This is a genomic window from Paenibacillus sp. BK033 (assembly GCF_004345425.1).
GTDB lineage: Bacteria > Bacillota > Bacilli > Paenibacillales > Paenibacillaceae > Pristimantibacillus.
Genome location: NZ_SLVP01000002.1, coordinates 284,935 through 303,699, shown reverse-complemented (window position 1 = coordinate 303,699; position 18,765 = coordinate 284,935). Strand labels below are relative to the sequence as shown.

The 18,765-nt window shown below is 51.0% G+C and carries 14 protein-coding genes; 11 read left to right on the top strand and 3 right to left on the bottom strand.

What is annotated here, in order from left to right; genetic code table 11:
• The first annotated feature begins 34 nt into the window (after positions 1–34).
• On the top strand, positions 35–1,315 hold the full coding sequence (locus tag EV294_RS08590) for a glycoside hydrolase family 27 protein (RefSeq protein WP_132305825.1): 1,281 nt from the start codon (positions 35–37) through the stop codon (positions 1,313–1,315).
• A 44-nt stretch (positions 1,316–1,359) separates the two neighbouring features.
• Here the strand turns inward: EV294_RS08590 and EV294_RS08585 are convergent, their stop codons facing one another.
• Genes EV294_RS08585 through EV294_RS08575 form a run of 3 tightly spaced genes read right to left on the bottom strand, consistent with a single transcriptional unit; the run spans position 1,360 to position 5,665 of the window.
• Positions 1,360–2,313, bottom strand: coding sequence for a sugar ABC transporter substrate-binding protein (locus tag EV294_RS08585; RefSeq protein WP_132305823.1), 954 nt, complete (start codon positions 2,311–2,313; stop codon positions 1,360–1,362).
• The gene (locus EV294_RS08580) at positions 2,310–3,857 is read right to left on the bottom strand and encodes a response regulator (RefSeq protein WP_165930620.1); all 1,548 of its coding nucleotides are present in this window, start codon (positions 3,855–3,857) and stop codon (positions 2,310–2,312) included. Before EV294_RS08580 ends, EV294_RS08585 begins: the two co-directional genes overlap by 4 nt.
• 14 nt (positions 3,858–3,871) lie before the next feature.
• On the bottom strand, positions 3,872–5,665 hold the full coding sequence (locus EV294_RS08575; RefSeq protein WP_132305819.1) for a sensor histidine kinase: 1,794 nt from the start codon (positions 5,663–5,665) through the stop codon (positions 3,872–3,874).
• A gap of 245 nt (positions 5,666–5,910) precedes the next feature.
• Between EV294_RS08575 and EV294_RS08570 the strand changes: the two genes are divergently transcribed.
• From EV294_RS08570 to EV294_RS08525, 10 genes are all read left to right on the top strand, one after another.
• Positions 5,911–6,972, top strand: a complete 1,062-nt coding sequence (locus tag EV294_RS08570; RefSeq protein ID WP_207918117.1) for an ABC transporter substrate-binding protein — start codon at positions 5,911–5,913, stop codon at positions 6,970–6,972.
• A gap of 75 nt (positions 6,973–7,047) precedes the next feature.
• The gene (locus tag EV294_RS08565; protein WP_132305817.1) at positions 7,048–8,553 is read left to right on the top strand and encodes a sugar ABC transporter ATP-binding protein; all 1,506 of its coding nucleotides are present in this window, start codon (positions 7,048–7,050) and stop codon (positions 8,551–8,553) included.
• A 4-nt stretch (positions 8,554–8,557) separates the two neighbouring features.
• Complete coding sequence (locus EV294_RS08560; protein WP_132305815.1) at positions 8,558–9,598, top strand: ABC transporter permease; 1,041 nt, start codon at positions 8,558–8,560, stop codon at positions 9,596–9,598.
• Positions 9,591–10,553, top strand: coding sequence for a galactofuranose ABC transporter, permease protein YjfF (yjfF, locus tag EV294_RS08555; protein WP_132305813.1), 963 nt, complete (start codon positions 9,591–9,593; stop codon positions 10,551–10,553). Before EV294_RS08560 ends, yjfF begins: the two co-directional genes overlap by 8 nt.
• Positions 10,554–10,592: 39 nt before the next feature.
• The gene (locus EV294_RS08550; RefSeq protein WP_132305811.1) at positions 10,593–11,642 is read left to right on the top strand and encodes an ABC transporter substrate-binding protein; all 1,050 of its coding nucleotides are present in this window, start codon (positions 10,593–10,595) and stop codon (positions 11,640–11,642) included.
• 135 nt (positions 11,643–11,777) lie between these two features.
• Entirely contained in the window at positions 11,778–12,575 is a 798-nt protein-coding gene (locus tag EV294_RS08545) for a class I SAM-dependent methyltransferase (RefSeq protein WP_132305809.1), read from the top strand.
• A 15-nt stretch (positions 12,576–12,590) separates the two neighbouring features.
• Complete coding sequence (locus tag EV294_RS08540; protein WP_165930619.1) at positions 12,591–13,046, top strand: GyrI-like domain-containing protein; 456 nt, start codon at positions 12,591–12,593, stop codon at positions 13,044–13,046.
• Between the two features lie 183 nt (positions 13,047–13,229).
• Positions 13,230–13,730, top strand: a complete 501-nt coding sequence (locus EV294_RS08535) for an LURP-one-related family protein (RefSeq protein WP_132305805.1) — start codon at positions 13,230–13,232, stop codon at positions 13,728–13,730.
• Positions 13,731–13,876: 146 nt separating this feature from the next.
• A complete protein-coding gene (locus tag EV294_RS08530; protein WP_165930618.1) occupies positions 13,877–16,072 on the top strand; it encodes a cadherin-like beta sandwich domain-containing protein in 2,196 nt (731 codons plus the stop codon).
• A gap of 203 nt (positions 16,073–16,275) precedes the next feature.
• A complete protein-coding gene (locus tag EV294_RS08525) occupies positions 16,276–18,666 on the top strand; it encodes a WD40/YVTN/BNR-like repeat-containing protein (protein WP_132305801.1) in 2,391 nt (796 codons plus the stop codon).
• Positions 18,667–18,765 lie beyond the last annotated feature (99 nt).

The following is an 18,765-nucleotide window of genomic DNA, read 5'->3' as shown; positions in this document are numbered from 1 at the left end:
TTCCTATTCTTGCTTCAAATACAGGAGGGTCATTATGCAGCATCTTGAATTTGCCCCAACACCGCCGCTTGGGTGGAACAGCTGGGATTGCTACGGCGCAACCGTTAGGGAAGACGAAGTACGCGGTAACGCCGACTATATGGCGGAGCATCTGAAGGCTTTCGGCTGGGAATATGTCGTTGTCGATATTCAGTGGTACGAGCCGGGAGCCGTATCGGATCTCTACCGCCCCTTCGTGCGGCTCGAAATGGATGATTACTCCCGGCTTATTCCGGCGGTGAACCGGTTCCCGTCCTCGGAAGGCGGAAAAGGCTTCAAGCCGCTGGCCGACTATGTGCATAGCCTTGGCTTAAAGTTCGGGATTCATATCATGCGCGGGATTCCGCGCCAGGCTGTTCACGATAACACGCCAATCAAAGGCACTTCGGTGACAGCCCGCGATATCGCGCATACCTGCTCCTTCTGCGGCTGGAATACGGATATGTACGGGGTGGACGCCAAGAAGGAGGGCGCGCAGGAATACTACAATTCGTTATTCGAAATGTACGCCGAGTGGGGCGTTGATTACATCAAAGTGGATGATATCGCCGACTCCTGGCTGCATGGCGGAGCGCATCTCGGCGAGATTGAACTGATTCGCAAAGCGATTGATCATGTTGGTCGTCCAATCGTACTTAGCTTGTCGCCGGGTCCCGCACCCGTGAAGCATGCCGATTTCCTGGAACAAAACGCGAATCTGTGGCGAATGACCGATGACTTCTGGGATCGCTGGCCGCTGCTGCTCGACATGTTCGACCGCTGCAAAACCTGGGAGGGACGTCCAAAGCCGGGCAATTGGCCGGATTGCGATATGCTGCCACTTGGCCGCATCGGCGTACGCTGCTCGCACCCGGACCGCAGGACGAACTTCACCCGCGACGAGCAGCTGACGATGATGACCCTGTGGTCGATCTTCCGTTCTCCGCTCATGATGGGCGGCGAAATGCGCGATAATGACGAATGGACGTTGTCTCTCTTAACGAACCGGGATGTGCTGCATATGCACCGCGCCAGCTTTGGCGCAAGGCAAGTATCGCGAATTGGCGATCGAGTGGTCTGGACAGCGGAAGGAAGCAATGGGGAAAGATATGCGGCAATGTTTAATACCGGAGAAGAAGCAACGGAAGTATCCGTATCCTTCGGCGATTTGGGGATGGACGGAGATGCAAGCGTGAAGAACCTGTGGACCGGCGAGGTTCTAGGTACCTTAAGCTCTTCGCTCTCTTCCGTAATCGCACCTCATGGTGCCGTTTTGTACAGACTCGATACGGTATAAAAAAATGGCGAACTCCAATGGGGTTCGCCATTTTTCTTCCACTATTATTGCAATTGGTCTGCACGCAGCTCAGCGATCCCCGTATTTATTATGGAATCCGCCTTCATTTCATTGCTTGCTAGGAGCAGCGTCTCCACAATCGTCCGTCCCCAAATGGTTTCGTTTTGCGAGATGACGGCGGCTAGCTGCCCGTTAATCAAGGCATCGTTGTTTGTGGAGGTAACCCCCATCGATATAGCCAGCCTGTTCAACCCTTTTGCTTTCCAGATGAGGATAGATGCGGAAGCAGAGATGTAGTCTAGTCCCACCAAGGCATCAAAGTGGGGATGGGCATCAATCATCGTCTCGATATCGCTCATCGCCTGCTCCTCGCTGCCTCTATTATGATGAACCTCCAGCACATCGATGGACGATTCCTGAGCCAGATAATCGAGAAAGCCCTCCAGTCGCTGCTTCATTCCCAGCATTTCCTCCATGCCGTTTTCTACAATGATCATGCCTTTATGCCCGAGAAGACGGCTGACCGTCATGGCGCTTTGACGACCGGTCATAAAGTTGTCCGCACCGATGTAAGCGGTACGTTTGCTGCCCGGCGCATCCGATTCGAAGGTAACGACGGGAATCCCTGCTGCCTCCGCTTTATTTATGACGGGAGTCAGCGCCGCGGAATCGACGGGGGATATGGCTATGCCGTCAATTCCTTGCTTGATCATCGATTCCATGATGCGGATTTGCTGCTCGGTATTGGCCTCATCCGGCGCATTAACGATTAACGCCACATGGTTTTTTGCTGCGGTTTCGTTAGCGTCAAGCGTAATTAGCTCATAAGTCGGATAGGTCATCGGATAAATAATGCCAAAGGTTTTTTCCTTGGTAAAGCCGCCGTTTGGCGAAGGGGAGCCTTGTGCAGCCGGCAATGACCGCTCTCCTGTCCCATTGTTGGAACAGCCGCCTAGCAGCAGGGTGAATATTATCAACAAGCTCGTGAGCCGTCTCATGCCGTCTCATCCTTTTCTCCCTGGTTCCGGTATTCCTTGGGTGTCATGCCCGTCATTTTCTTGAACAGGTTGGAGAAATAATGAGGGTCGTTATAACCCACTTCGAATGCAATCTCGAAAGACTTGCTGCGGGTCGTCTTCAGGAGCTCCATCGCCTTGCCGATCCGGATCTGCGTCAAGTATTCGGTAAGCGTCTGACCGGTTTCCTGGCTGAAAACTTTGCTCAGATGGCTGGGGCTGATTCTCACTTGGCCGGCTATCATCTTGAGCGATAATTGCTCATTATTGTAATGGGCTTGAATGTATTCCTTCACTTGATTGATGACATCGCCATATTTGTCTGAGGATTCCGACCGCCATTGCCAGAGCTCTTGCAGCAGAACGTTCAAATAAAAGCAGCAGTCCTCCCAGGAGGCTATCTTTTTAATCTCTTGCTGAAGCCGGGGAGCGCTGCAGCCCGGATCCGCGCCGGTACGGAAGGTTTGCTTCGCGCATCGAAGCGCCTCCAAGGTCAGGTCGTTGAACAGATAGAAGCTGTAGCTGCTCTTAAAAGGAAGGGATTTTAACGGAGCCGCAAACTCCCTTACAAAAGCATCCCGCTCCGAGGGAATGCCGATCTTCGCAAACTCAAGAAACTGATTGCGGTTGATGACAATGTCCATCGGTTCGTGAATGCCGTGGAGCGAAGCTTGGTTAAGCCGGGTAAGCCGGCTAATGTATTTGTCTTCCTCCGCTTCCAGATAGGAAATATGAATGCCCTGAATCCGCTCGTGTAGACTGCCCAGTCCGGCGTAAATTTCGCAGCCGAACTGCCGCTCGAGCTGCAGCCTGACATCGGTGTGAAACGTATGGAGATACCTTGTCAGGCTTTCCGCGGAATTGCACTTGAAAATATAGACGAGCTCTGTCTTGCTGCGGTAATAGGATAAGCATTCGATAGGTTGTTCAAGCCGTCGATCGAGCTCGTTCCTGACGCTGGTTACTAGCTGCTGATCGGCAGAATTAGCCGGTCTGACATCCAGAATAGCGGCGGCATAGTAGCGAGAGGCGAGGGATAGATTCAGCTCTTTGGCCGTTTCGATCGCCTCCGAAGCGCCCATTAAACCGCCGCACAAGTCTGCAAGCAGCCTTTCTTTCGTGACTGCCTGGCCTTTAAGCTTTTTCTGCTCCTCATCAATTTTAACGCTGACCTTGCGTAGAAGCTCAATCAGCTCGGCTGCGCTGACCGGCTTCAAACAGTAGTCCTCGACGCCAAGGCGAATCGCATTCTGGGCGTAACGGAATTCATCATGGCCGCTCATAATAATGACTTTGATATGAGGCATCTGTTTGCGGACAATGGCCGTTAATTCAAGACCGTCCATAAATGGCATCTTGATGTCGGTAATCAGAATGTCGGGCTGCTGCTGCTCGATGAGAGGCAAAGCGAGTTCTCCGTCCGGGGCGTCTCCGCAGTAGATAAAGCCTTCCTTCGTCCAGTCGACGCAGCTCCGGATATTTTCGCGGATCAATATTTCATCGTCAACGATCATCACTTTTTTCATCGTTATGACCATCCTTATTTTTTTGGAATACGAACGGAAATTTTGCTGCCTTCCCGGTAGACGCTTTCGATCTCAACCCCATACCGCTGGCCGAAATACAACCGGATTCGTTGATGCACGTTTTGCAGGCCAAAGCCGCCTTCGCCGTCATCCTGCTTGACGGCAATCGAATCGACCGGCTGTTCCAGTTCCGCTTGAAGCTCGGCAAGCCGCTCCGGGGGAATCCCAATCCCGTTGTCTTCGACCGTAAGAACCAGATCGCGCTCCTCCACATGCCCGCTGATTCGGATCATCCCTTGACCGCGCTTGTTTTTGATGCCGTGATAAATGGCGTTCTCGATTAAAGGCTGAAGACTCATCTTCAGAATCGGGTAGACCTGCAGCTCGGGATCCACCTGAATCTCGTATCGCAAAATATCGTGATATCTCATCTGCTGGATGACGAGGTAAGTGTGAGCATGCTCCAGCTCCGTCTTGACGGAAATCCAATCCCGGCCTTTGTTTAAGCTTAACCGGAAAAACCGCGCTAAAGCCTTGACAAGCTTGATAACGCTTTCCTTTTTCTCCGCTTCCGCCATCCAGATAATCGAGTCCAGGGTGTTGTATAGAAAGTGGGGGTTAATCTGGGCTTGAAGGGTCCGCAGCTCCGCTATCTGCTTCTGTTCCTGTTCCCGCCGGTTCTTCTCCATCAGGCTTTTGATTTCTTCAATCATCCGGTTAAAGCTGTTGCCCAAGTCGGCAATTTCATCGGTTCCGCTTGGCGTGACCTTCGCATCGAGGTACCCGCTGGAGGCTTTGCGCATTTTGTTCATCAGAATTTGAATCGGGTGGGTCAGGCGGTTCGTCAGGAAGAAATACAGCGTTAACGCAAAGACCGCGCTAAGCGCAACGCTTACGATAATTAGCTGACGGATTCCGTTCGCTTCCGCGATAATTTCTTGAAACGGCACAACGCCGACTATTTTCCAACCGGTTATTTGAGAAGTGCTGTACACGATGAATTGAGGCTTTGCTTTGGTGGAGAGAACAAAGCTGTCGCTTGCCGCGGTCATCGGCTCCCGGTCGATCAGTTCCAGAATGGCAGGCGAGGCCGCAGGGGACTGAGGCTGGAACACGGTTGCTCCGTATTGGTCATTAATATAGAAGAAGCCGGTTTTGCCGATAACGGTATTTTGGAGAAAATCGTCAATCATCGCTTCATTGAGGTCAATGACGATAAAACCGATTACCTCATGGGTAATCCGTTGTTTGATCGCTGCAATAATGGACAAGGCATTCTGTCCCGGGTAAGTGAAACCGTCTAGCCGATTGGAATCGGAGGAGGAAGACTCCGGAATTCGAAGGACCGCGTCGGGATATTGCGTCAAATATTGAAAATACGGATTGCGAAGAGGATTTCGGTCAAGCTGGAAGACGCCTTTCCGTTCGCTGATGCCTTTTCCGTAAAAATTGACCATCGATATGTTCAGCACTTTGTCGTACTTATAGGTTTCGCGGTAGAACTTGAACGTCTGAAGAATGGATTTGGCTTCCTGATACGTCTCGGATTGCGAATAGAGAAATTGCAGCACTTGCGGATCTTTCCCCATCTCGAGAATTCTCTCGGTATCTCCGAACAATATATCCATATTGCGTGCTAATTGATCGGCGACCAGCTGGGTTGAGGCTTTACTATGATCGGAGACCGTGTTGTACGATTTCTGATAGGAGATGAGGCCAACCACCAGTAAAGGAACCGCGGTAAGAATAATAAACATGCTCAGCAATTTGGCCCTAAGGCTCGACGTAATCCATTTGATGAGCTTCATTGGCTGCTCTCTCCAATTGAGGATGAAATTTGTTTTCTCATTATAGCATGAAACTTTATGCTTTTAAGAGATTCGCGGTATAGTGCACCTTTTGCGTAAAAAATTACACTTTACGCTCCCGGTTGCCCGGAAGATGCCAAAAGGATTCAACGATTCTCCAAACGGACTCCGTATTTTCGCTCACCGGAACGGTTCTATACTTGAATCACGCCAAACATGGTGAACGAAAAGGGAGGATTAACCTGATGAAGCTAAAGAAAAGATGGGGACTTGCGGTAACGCTTGCCGTCATGGTGTCTATTGTAACCGCTTGCGGAGGTAACGGGGGCAGCAACGGGAACAACTCGAACAATACGGCAAATGCAACCAATAAGCCGGCCGAGACGGCTGCGGCTCAAGAAACGGCCAGCGGCTCGGGAGCGGGCGATAAGAAAATTACGCTTGGCTTCTCGCAGGTAGGGGCGGAGAGCGGATGGCGTACGGCCAATACGAAGTCGATACAGGAATCGGCGAAAGAAGCCGGGTTCGATCTGAAGTTCTCGGACGCCCAGCAGAAGCAGGAAAACCAGATTAAAGCGATTCGTTCCTTCATTCAGCAAAAGGTTGATGTTATCGCCTTCTCCCCGGTAGTGGAATCGGGCTGGGATACGGTGCTGAAGGAAGCGAAGGATGCAGGCATTCCGGTCATTCTGACGGACCGTGCGGTTGATTCGGCTGACACGTCGCTGTATAAGACCTTTATCGGTTCGGACTTTATTGAAGAAGGCAAGAAAGCCGGTCAATGGCTGCTCGATCAATACAAAGATACGCAGGAGGATGTCAATATCGTCGAGCTGCAAGGAACAACGGGCTCCGCACCGGCGAATGACCGTAAAGCGGGCTTCCAGGATACGATTGCTTCGAATCCCAAACTCAAAATTATCGCTTCCCAGACCGGCGACTTCACTCGTGCCAAAGGAAAGGAAGTTATGCAGGCTTTTCTGAAGGCGCATAAAGATATCGACGTTCTCTACGCGCATAACGACGACATGGCATTAGGTGCTATTCAAGCGATTGAAGCCGCAGGTCTTGTGCCGGGCAAAGATATTATTATCATTTCGGTAGACGCTGTTAAGGACGGGATGCAAGCCGCGGCAGACGGCAAGATCAACTTTATCGTGGAATGCAATCCTCTGCTTGGACCTCAGCTGATGGAAGCTGCTCAAGCGGTCGTAGACGGCAAAGAGATTGATGCGCGTATCGTAACGAACGAAACAACCTTTACATCCGAGCAGGCGAAGGAAGCTTTGCCGAGCCGCCAGTACTAACAAAAAGAATGAAAAGCCGCCTGGAGCACCAGATTGCCGCTGGGCGGCTTTTTCTCTTGGAAAGGAGAGAGCAGCATGCAAGCACCTATTCTTCAAATGACCGGAATTACCAAGCGGTTCCCCGGCGTAAAAGCCTTGTCCAATGTGGATTTTCGGCTGTTCCCCGGCGAGGTTCACGCGCTGATGGGAGAGAACGGCGCAGGCAAATCGACCCTCATTAAGGTGTTAACCGGTGTCTACTCGATCGATGAAGGTACGGTTACGATCGAGAATCAGACGGTCTCGATAGGCGGTCCGTTAGAGTCTCAGAGAGCCGGGATCAGCACCGTCTATCAGGAAGTGAATTTATGTCCGAACCTGACAGTGGCGGAAAACATTTATATAGGCAGGGAGCCAAGAAAATTCGGCAGAATTCTGTGGAATAAGATGAACAAGGAAGCCGCGCAGCTTCTGAAAGAACGGCTGAATCTGAGCATCGACGTTACGCTGCCGCTTCATGCCTATTCCGTCGCTATCCAGCAGCTTATTGCCATTGCCAGGGCTCTAAGCATTTCGGCTAAAGTGCTTATTCTCGACGAACCTACCTCCAGTCTGGATCAAAATGAGGTACAGCAGCTTTTCAGCATTATGCGCAAGTTGAAAAACGACGGACTGGCTATTTTGTTCGTTACCCATTTCCTTGATCAGGTCTATGAAATGTCCGACCGGATTACCGTTCTCCGGGGCGGAGAGTTGGAAGGAGAGTACCTGGCAGCCGGGCTGTCGCGCATAGAGCTTGTTCTGAAGATGATTGGCAAGGATCTTAAGCTGCTGGAAGAGCTGCCGAAGCTGTCTGAAGAGGCCGGGGATACAGTGGGGAACACGATGATTACCGCAACCTCGCTTGGCCGAAAAGGAGCGATTAACCCGTTTGATCTTGAGATCCGTAAGGGAGAAGTAGTTGGATTAGCAGGCCTGCTGGGCTCCGGCCGGACGGAGATGGCAAGACTGCTCTTTGGCGTAGACCGGCCTGATCAAGGGAAGCTGCTTGCCGGGGAATCCGGCAGTCCGGTGAAATCGCCAAGAAGCGCTATTGATCTTGGCATTGCTTATTGCTCGGAGAACCGGAAGACCGAGGGTATTATAGACGACCTGACTGTCCGTGAAAATATTATTCTCGCGCTGCAGGCAACAAGAGGCTGGCTCCGGCCGATCTCCCGCAAGAAGCAGGATGAAATCGCAGACCGGTATATCCGGATGCTTAACATTAATCCTCCGAACCCCGAACATCTGATTAAGAACCTGAGCGGCGGCAATCAGCAGAAGGTACTGCTTGCCCGCTGGCTGCTGACGGAACCCGACCTTTTGATTCTGGATGAACCAACGAGAGGGATCGATATCGGAGCCAAGACGGAGATTCAGAAGCTGGTTCTCTCGCTTGCGAAGCAGGGAATGTCGGTTCTCTTTATTTCTTCGGAGCTGGAAGAAGTTATCCGCGTCAGCGACCGCGTGGCTGTACTGCGAGACCGTTCCAAAGTCAAGGAGCTTGGCAGCGGCGAAGTGAACCAGCAGCAAATTATGCAAGCGATGGCAGGGGGATAAGGCTATGGGTGGCAAAATGTACCGGCATCATTTGTTCTGGCCGTTAGTTGTGCTTGGGGCGCTGCTGTTATTTAACCTCATCTATTCGCCGGATTTCTTCTCTCTAGTGATTCGAGGAGGCAACTTATACGGCAGCTTGATTGATATACTTAATTTCGGGGCTCCTTTAATTCTGGTCTCTATCGGAATGACTATTGTCATTGCAACGGGAGGAATTGACCTCTCCGTTGGTTCCATCGTTGCGATTTCCGGTGCAATGGCTTGTCTGACTATAAGCAAAGGCACGGATCAAAGCACCATGCTGCTTGTAATTGGGGCCGTGTTGGCTTCCATCGCGCTTTCTATCGTGCTTGGCTTCTGGAATGGCGCGCTTGTTACGGTCACGCGTATTCAGCCTATTATTGCGACTCTTATCTTAATGGTTGCCGGGCGCGGTATTGCGCAGTTAATTACCAGCGGGCAAATTATAACCGTATCCAATTCGAACTACGAATATATCGGCGCGGGTTCGCTTGCTTCCTTGCCGTTTTCTATTTTTATCGTTGCGGCCGTTCTGTTGTTTGCCTCGCTGCTGACACGAAAAACAGCCATCGGATTGTTTATTGAATCCGTCGGCAGTAATCCGGAGGCTAGCCGGCTTGCCGGCCTTCGCTCCAGAACCGTTATTCTGACTGTCTATGTGTTCTGCGGCTTATGCGCGGGAATAGCAGGACTGATTCTAAGCTCGAATGTATCCAGCGCGGACGGAAACAACGCCGGTCTATGGTATGAGCTGGATGCCATTCTGGCTGTCGTAATCGGCGGTACCTCCCTGAATGGCGGACGGTTCTATTTGATGGGAACGGTTGTTGGCGCATTGATCATTCAGACTTTGACTACCACGATCTATATGATTGGCGTTCCGCCCGAGATTACGCTTGTCGTCAAAGCCTTTGTCGTGCTAGCCGTATGTCTCATTCAATCCGAGGCGTTCCGCCAGACGTTGATTACCCGCTGGAAAAAGAGGAATTACCCTGCAGAACAGGAGGTTACCCGCCATGCTTAACCGTAAATACGTTCCGATTCTTGTGACCTTTGGCTTGTTAGCGGTCATGTTCGCCGCGGGATCATTCCGCTACACCGGATTTTTCTCCGCACAAGTGCTGTATAATCTGCTCATTGATAATTCTTTTTTAATTATTACGGCCGTAGGGATGACCTTCGTCATTATTTCCGGCGGCATCGATCTGTCGGTCGGCTCCGTTATTGCCCTCACCACGATGATTTGCGCCACTTTGGTAGAGCGGCATGGCTGGTCACCGGCGCTAGTTATTCCGATGGTTCTTATCTTTGGGGCTTTATTCGGGACTTTGCTTGGGGCCATTATTCATTATTTCAAAATCCAGCCGTTTATCGTTACGCTTGCCGGAATGTTCCTAGCCAGAGGGATCTGTTACATTATCAGTATTGATACGATTACGGTAACAAACGGCTTGTTCACCAGGGTAGCCCAAACCAAGGTACCGCTGCCCGGCGGCAATATATCGATTAACGTCATCATCGCGTTGGTCGTTGTTCTTGCCGCTATTTATCTGGCGCATTATACGAGATTTGGCCGCAATGTGTATGCGATTGGGGGAAGCGAACAGTCCGCGCTCTTAATGGGGCTGCCGGTGGCCAGAACGAAAATATTCGTCTATACGTTCAGCGGCTTTTGCTCGTCTCTTGCGGGGGTGGTGTTTACTTTCTACATGTTATCCGGATACGGATTGCATGCCATGGGACTGGAGCTCGATACGATTGCGGCTGTTGTTATTGGCGGAACGCTGCTAACCGGCGGTGTAGGCTACGTCGCGGGAACCTTAATTGGCGTATTGATACAGGGGGTTATCCAAACTATAATAAGCTTCGAAGGAACGCTCAGCTCCTGGTGGACAAAGATCGTGATTGGCTTGTTATTGTTTGTGTTTATTCTCTTCCAGAGGCTGCTTAGCGACCGGAGGGTCACGTTAAAGACATAAGTTTCCATTTTACCTAAATTTCAAGGGGGCGGGGCGTGCATGAGGAAGCTAATCTATCTGTTAGTTGGTTTGTTCATCATCGTGCTGCTCCAAGGCTGCTCTTCCCGGGAGGAAGCACCTGTCCCCTCGCCGTCAATAGACAGCGAAGCGCCGCCTGCCATCAGCGAATGGCTAAAGAGCTCGGCCTCCAATATCAGTCCGGGAAAACCTATTACTCTCGGCTTCTCCCAGCTCGGAAGCGAAAGCGCATGGCGCCTCGCCAATACGGCCTCTGTCCGGGATGCGGCCGCCGAGTCCGGCATTCGGTTGATTATGAAAAACGCGGAGCAGTCCCAAACCAAGCAATTCGATGCCATCCGCTCTTTCATTCAATTGAAAGTAGATGTCATCGCGATTGCTCCGGTCGTAGAATCCGGCTGGGAGGATATTCTTCTGGAGATTAAGCAGGCCGGGATTCCGGTTGTCATCTTGGACCGCTCGGTTGATGTAAAGGATACATCCCTATTTGTTACAACGATTGGCTCTAACCTGTATGAAGAAGGCGTAAGGGCGGGCAAGTACCTTCTCGACTTCATGCGCAGCCAGCCCGGCCCGATCCGGATCGCGGAGCTGCAGGGAACGAAAGGCTCCACGCCGTCCATACAGCGGGGTGAAGGGTTCCGCAGCGTTATTCAGGCAAGAAAGGATATGGTCATTACGCAAAGCGCTCCCGCCGAGTTCACGGAAGAGAAGGGCAGAGAGGTTATGCGCACCTTCCTGGAGGTTCCGGAAAAGGATCGTCCGCAAGTCTTATTCGCTCACAATGACGATATGGCTCTTGGCGCCATTGAATCCATTGAGGAAGCAGGTCTTAGACCCGGTGTCGATATTACCGTCATTTCGGTCGACGGCTCCCGCAAGGCGCTGCAGCAGCTTGCGGCGGGCAAGCTAAACGCCGTGGTGGAATGCAATCCGCTGCTAGGGCCTCAGCTTATGCAAACGGTCAAAGAAATAATGGCCGGAAGGACGCTGCCCAAGCGTATGGTGCCGCCGGAGGATGTCTTTACGCAGGAGAGAGCGGCGCAGGAAATAAGCAAACGTAAATTCTAGCATTTATAGGTTAATCAGACGGAAATCCGCTCAAGGCGGATTTTTTTCTTTTGGCCGAGTACCGTGTCGTATATAATAGTTTTGGGTATCTTTGGAAGTTGTTCGAAGCCGTCTATCGGGGAAGGAGAGGTTGGTTTGCAGGAACGGTTGGTGAAAGCGAACAAGATTGCTTGGGAGACGAAGGCTTACGAGGCATGGGTCCGGCAATACGGCACTCCGGTTGAATTGGCCGAAACTTTAAGACAGACGGGCAGCCATAATCTGCGTTATTGGCTGAAGTACATAGGAGATCCTGCGGGGAAGCGGGTGCTTAATTTGCTGGGTTCGCATGGCAGAAAAGCAATCGCGCTTGCGATGCGGGGAGCAGAGGTTACGGTCGTGGATTTGTCGGCGGAAAATCAGCGGTTTGCGCTGGATGTTGCGGCTGCCGCCGGGATTAAGCTGGATTACGTCTGCTCGGATGCCCTGAGCATACCGGATGAGGAAGAGCTGGGACAATTCGACATTGTACTGATGGAGTTTGGCGTCTTGCATTACTTCACCGATCTGCATGCGATTTTCGCTGTTGTTCGCAGGAGGCTGCGTACGAACGGGAGATTTCTGTTGACGGATTTCCATCCCTTTGCGAGAGCTTGGTTAACCACGAGCAATCACGCTGAGCCAAGCGGCAATTACTTCGACAAGGGGATTAAGGAAAGCGATGTGGCCTTCGCCAAGCTCCTGCCGGAGGAAGAAAGAGAAGGCCTTGGCAAGGTGCTGGCCTGCAGCTGGACGATTGGCGATATTTTGACGGCGGCTGGGACTGCCGGTTTATTCATACGTACCTTTGAAGAGATTCCGGCATCCTCAAACCCCAATGTCCCCGAGTTCTATACGTTAGTTGCCGACAAGGTCGATATCGCTGTGGAGCCGCTTTATCCAAATCCAAAATGAGGAGAAGTGATTCGCGTGACCAATAAGCAATTGGAGCAAGTTGAGATTGTTACATTGGAAGAGAAGCATTTTGTGGGAGTGGCGGTTACGAATGCTTTCAAGCGAGTTAATCCTAAAAGCATACGGGAGGTCAATGACCTGTTTCTGTCCAGGATAAAAGAGATTCCGAATGTGATAAATGCAGACTGTTATGTTTGTCCTCATTTTGCCAATGATTTTCTGTTCACGTATATCTACAGCATGGAAGTTTCGCGATATGACGAAGTTCCCGAAGGAATGATCGGTTTTTCCGTTCCGAGACAGAGCTACGCAAAGGTACGGTCAACCGAGCAGGATCCTTATGCGTTAATCAAAGCCGCTCTGGAAGCGATGAACCGTAAAAACAATACGAGATCTCTAGCGCTTGAAGTATTCCGCTTCGGGGAAGAGCAGCATGTTCGCAATGCGGACGTATTTGTTCCGATTCTTTAGCCGCTTAGACCATTCTTATAATTTATATAGCAATGCGAGTGAAGGCAGCCGGGCAGCCTTCTTTTTGCCGATAGACACCCATAAGGCGTCGGAATTGCGGGAAAAATGAAACATTTTGACTGGTACCCGCGTTATACATAACATAAATAGGAAAGGTCACGGCACGCGAAAGGGGCGACTGAATTGCAATTATATTTTCGTGAGAATTTTTGGAATGCCGGTGTGACGGAGATTTTAAATGAGCAAGAACAGCAGGTTGGTCAGTTGGACATGAGAAGCGCGTTCAGCTCTGCCACTGATATCTACGGCGTTAACGGAGAACTGCTCTATAACGGGAGGTTCCCTTTCTTCTCGGGCAAATGGGAAATTAGCGGAGCCGATGGAGAGCAAGCGGGAGTGCTGAGAAGCAGACTAGCTTTTTTCTCCAAGAAATATTCCTATGAGACGATAGGACGCGGTGATTACGAGATTATTTCGCCCGCCTTTTCGAGAGAATATGATGTGATAGATGAATCCGGTAACGTTGTCGCCCAGTTCAAACAAATTAACGGTTGGTTCTCATCCGGTGCTTTCGTGCTTGATAATCAGTGCGAATTTCTGGATTCCTACGAGCTCATCGCCGTAATCATCGGCATGCATGCCATGCAGAAGGCCGTGAGCAGCGCGGGAACCGCAGGAACCTAACCTTGAAATAGAAGACGCTCCAATCTGGGGCGTCTTTTCTGTTATTTAGCTCTATCCATACGTCAATCTTTGTCATATAATTTGGTAGAATTATGTCGAAAATCATATACATAAAGGAATGATCCAACATGCAGCTTAGAAAAATAATGACAATGATATGGATTGTCAGTCTCCTGCTGCCATTATCCATTAGGCATGCTTCCGCCGCGGGGAATGATGTCAATGTCCTGGCCATTTGGACGGGAGGAGAGCTATATCCGGCGTTCTCGAATGAAGTGTCGGACTATGATGTATTCATGGATAATAGCTCTAATCCTAACACTTATCTTGCTCTTATGGTAAGCGATGACCAAACGAAGTTGGAATACCGGGTAAATAACGGTACTTGGAATCCGATCCCTAATTGGATTTCGAGCGGAAATTTATTCATGAACCCGGGGCTGAACCTCATCGAGGCAAAAATTACCTCTGCCGATAATACGGTAACCCGAATCATCAGCCTTCATGTACATAGGCCGCAGCCAAACGATTCTTCCGTCAGGAAATTAAGCTTGTCGGAAGGGGCTTTATCGCCGGGCTTTGATTCCGCCAGTACAAGCTATACGGTGAACGTTCCTTATACGACTTCATCCATTGCTTTTACCCCGACTCTCACGGATGGGGATGCTTCAGCGACAGTAAATGGCCTAGTTACGATAAACGGTCAGGCGAGTGATGCCATTAATCTTACTGTCGGAAGCAACAATATTCCCATCCTAGCGACATCGGCAGATGGCAGCACGGTAACAACCTATACGGTAAACGTAATCCGTGCAGCGGCTAGCACAAATGCCGATCTATCCCAGTTGAATCTGTCCGCCGGTTCTCTTCTTCCGTTATTTTCCAGTGGCACAACCTCCTATGCAGCCGAGGTTTCCAACAGCGTAGCGTCAACGACCGTAACGCCAACATCGGCGGAAGCCCACTCTACTATTCAGGTGAGCGTTAACGGTGGCACCGGCGAATCGGTTATTAGCGGTACGGCAAGCTCGAATTTGCCGCTCGCTGTCGGGGACAACCTCATTAAAGTTCAAATTACGGCACAGGATGGCAGCACCGTAAAAACCTATAGCATCAGCCTTCATCGCCGCAGCTCGAATGCTGATTTGTCCGGCTTGAGCCTATCGGCAGGCAACCTGGAGCCTTCCTTTAACAGCTCAACGACGGAATACGATGTTAAGGTGCCAAACGCTGCCGCCAGCTTGACCTTTAAGCCAAAGCTTGCGGATTCCTTGGCCGCGGTAGAATGGCAAATCGGCAGCGGCTCGTATATCGGCCTGGCCGACAATACGGACAGCCCCGAAATTCCGCTGCAGGAAGGATTAAACATCCTTCATATCAAAGTAACGGCAGACGAAGGCAACGCGAAAACCTATACGATCCGCATCGAGCGGCAAAGCAGCAATGCCAAGCTCAGCGGCTTGACGTTATCTGCAGGGACATTAAACCCTGCATTTGCCGAAAATACTTTCGCCTACGACACGAGCGTCGATTATACCGTTGATTCGATTACCCTAAAGCCCGTTGTCGCCGAGTCTCACGCTACCGCGGAAATAAGTTTGAATCAAGGTGCGTATACCAGTCTTGCAAGCGGGGTGAACAGTGTTCCGCTTCACTTGAATCAAGGGAGCAATACGATACAAATTAAGGTGACCGCCCAAAACGGGGCTGAACAACTCTATTCGATTATCGTCAACAGAGGATATGCGCCAACTACGCCGCCTCCGGTTCTAACACCGGATCCTCCAGCTCAGCCCGTCGGCTTTAACGATATTGCGGGGCATTGGGCAGAGAAGCTGATTGTTGACGGAGCCAAGCAAGGCTGGATAAGCGGATTTCCGGATGGAAGCTTCCGACCGGATCAAGCGGTGACCCGTCAGGAATTTGCCGTTATCGTAACGAAAGCATTAGGCCTGAAGCCGGATGCGCAAGCCGGCAGCCATACCTTCTCGGATCAAGCGGAGATTGCGCCATTTGCGGCAGATGCCGTAAATCTTGCTTATCAGAAGGGATTGATTAAAGGCTATGAGGGCGGAAGCTTCCAGCCCAATGCGGAAATTAGCCGAATGGAAATGGCGGTTATTCTCATGCGTACGGTTGGAGAGCAGGCGGTATCGGCTCCTACCGGTTTTGAGGACGATAGTCTCATTCCTGCATGGGCAAAGCCTTATGTATCGGCTGCCCGCGAATCCGGAATCGTAAACGGACGAGGCAACAATGAATTTATGCCTATGTCTACGGCTACGCGCGCGGAGGCTGTTACCATGGTGCTTCATCTGATCGATTACAACAAATCGAAATAATGGAAAGCTTCTTCGAATGCTTCGATTCGAAGAAGCTTTTTTATGTGCTGTCAGTTGTTCATGACCACTAATTTTGAACTGAATTTACATATAAATCCAAGGGTATCCGTGGAAATTGCTTTCGTTGTACGATAACAGCGGCACATAGGAAAGCGTTTTCAATTCATGTGCTAAACCAAACTTCCAACAGAGGAGAAGGTGTAATGAGGAAAAAGGCTGCAGGAATCATTGCAATGATCGCGCTAGTCGCAGGTTTATTCAGCAATGGAGTTATGGCTTCAACCGGCACCAAATCGCAGGACTACGACTGGGGGAGAGTAAAGACCGTTGGCGGAGGATTCGTCCCCGGAATCATCTACAATCCTTCGGAGAAGGATCTGGTATATGCCAGAACGGATATTGGCGGAGCCTACCGCTGGGACAAAAAGACGAATTCTTGGAATCAGCTGCTTGATTGGGTAGGCTATGACAATTGGAATATGGCCGGCGTGGAGAGCCTAGCGACCGATCCGGTAGATCCGAACAGGGTTTACATCGCCGCAGGCACGTATTCGAATGACTTTACGGATCAGAACGGGGTTATGCTTCGCTCCGCGGATAAAGGCGAGACTTGGAAAAAGACCGTTATGCCGTTCAAATTCGGCGGCAATATGCCCGGCCGTTCCATGGGCGAACGCTTGACGGTTGATCCGAATAATAACAGCGTTCTGTATTTTGGCGCGCGTAACGGCAACGGATTATGGCGAAGCACCGATTACGGCGCGACCTGGAGCAAAGTTACCTCTTTTACGGCAGGGCAAAACGTAAAGGATTATTATGGCGGGGAGGTCGGACCGGTATGGATCGCCTTTGATGCAGCAACCGGGAAAAAGGCTGACTCGAAGCATAAGAAATCGGCGCAAACGACACAAACGATTTACGTGGGCGTTGCGGACACGGTTCAGAGCATTTACAAGAGTACGGACGGCGGCGCTACGTGGGCACCGGTTGCCGGACAGCCGAAGGAAGGGTTTGTTCCGCATCATGGCGTTCTTACGGCTGACGGGAAGCTGTATATAACGTATAACAGCGCGATTGGCCCTTACGACGGTCCGGCCTGGAACGGAACGAAGGCCGGTTCGGTCTGGAAGCTCGATACGAATACCGGAGCATGGACGGATATCAGTCCGGCTGTCATTGCTCCAACCGATGTTAGCGGCGTACCATCTTATCCGTTTGGGGGACTCGCCGTAGATCCGTCCAATCCCAATACGGTAATGGTCGCAACGATGAATATGTGGTGGCCGGCTGAGCATATTTTCCGCAGCACGGACGGTGGAGCGACCTGGACCTCCTTCTGGACGATGGGGGAAGGCTGGTCGAGGGTGAACAAGTATGACATGGATTACTCGCAATCTCCTTGGCTGGACTGGGGCAGAACGTCTAGTCCAACGGATGTCGAGCAAAATCCGAAGCTGGGCTGGATGATCGGCGATCTTGAGATTGATCCGTTTAATCCGGATCGTCTTCTGTACGGTACGGGCGCTACGCTATTCGCTGCGGATCATTTGACGGCATTGGACAGCGATAACGGTGATAAGGTGAAGGTTTCCGTTCATGCCGAAGGAATAGAAGAAACGGCGGTTCTCGGACTGATCAGCCCTCCGGAAGGCGCGCACCTCATCAGCGCAATGGGCGACATTGGCGGCTTCCGGCATGAGGATCTGGACAAAGCGCCAACCATGATCACGAATCCGTACTTTGGCACAAGCACGGACCTGGATTATGCCGAGCTGAATCCGAATCTGATCGTTCGGGTAGGCAATGCGGAGAATAAAGATGCCCGGTTAGGCCTCTCTACGGATAATGGGGTAACCTGGACGCCTGCTTCCAATGCGTGGGCAGATGCGGACGGGGATAAAACGCAAGGCGGAACGGTTGCCCTTAGCGCCAACGGAAATACGATCGTATGGGCTCCAAAAAGCGCTTCGGCAGACATAAGCAGACCGGTAAGTTACTCGAAAGACCAAGGGAAGTCCTGGACAGCTTCGGCCGGTATTCCGGATGGGGCAACGGTATCGTCGGACCGCGTAAACTCCTCCACATTTTACGCTTATGCAGACGGGGCTTTTTATGTGAGCAAGAATGGCGGGGAGTCCTTCGCTAAATCCGTCAAAGCGGTTAACCTGCCGTCAAAGCTGAACAGCAAGTTCAAGGCGGTACCGGGTGTTGAAGGCGATATTTGGCTTGTTGCGGCGAAAGATAACACAAACACGCAAAGCGAATACGGCATTTTCCATTCTACCGATTCGGGCGCTACCTTTGCTAAGTTGAAAAATGTGCAGGAAGCGGCGATGATCGGTTTTGGCAAAGCCGCACCGGGTAAATCGTATTTATCGTTATACATGAACGGGCGTATCGACGGCAAGTTTGGATTCTACCGGTCGGATGACGCGGGCCGCAGCTGGATTCGGATTAATGATGACCTTCATCAATATGCGAATGCGACTCAAGCCATTACAGGCGATCCGCGCGTATACGGGCGTGTGTATATCGGTACGAACGGTTATGGCATTGTGCGAGGGGATATCGCGGATCAAAAGAGAAAGAAATAGTGTGCGCAAACATCCGGTACGGTGATGTACCGGATGTTTTATTATTTGCAGTTTGAAATCGATTTCAAATATCGCTCCATGCTGCAATAGGGAGTTTAA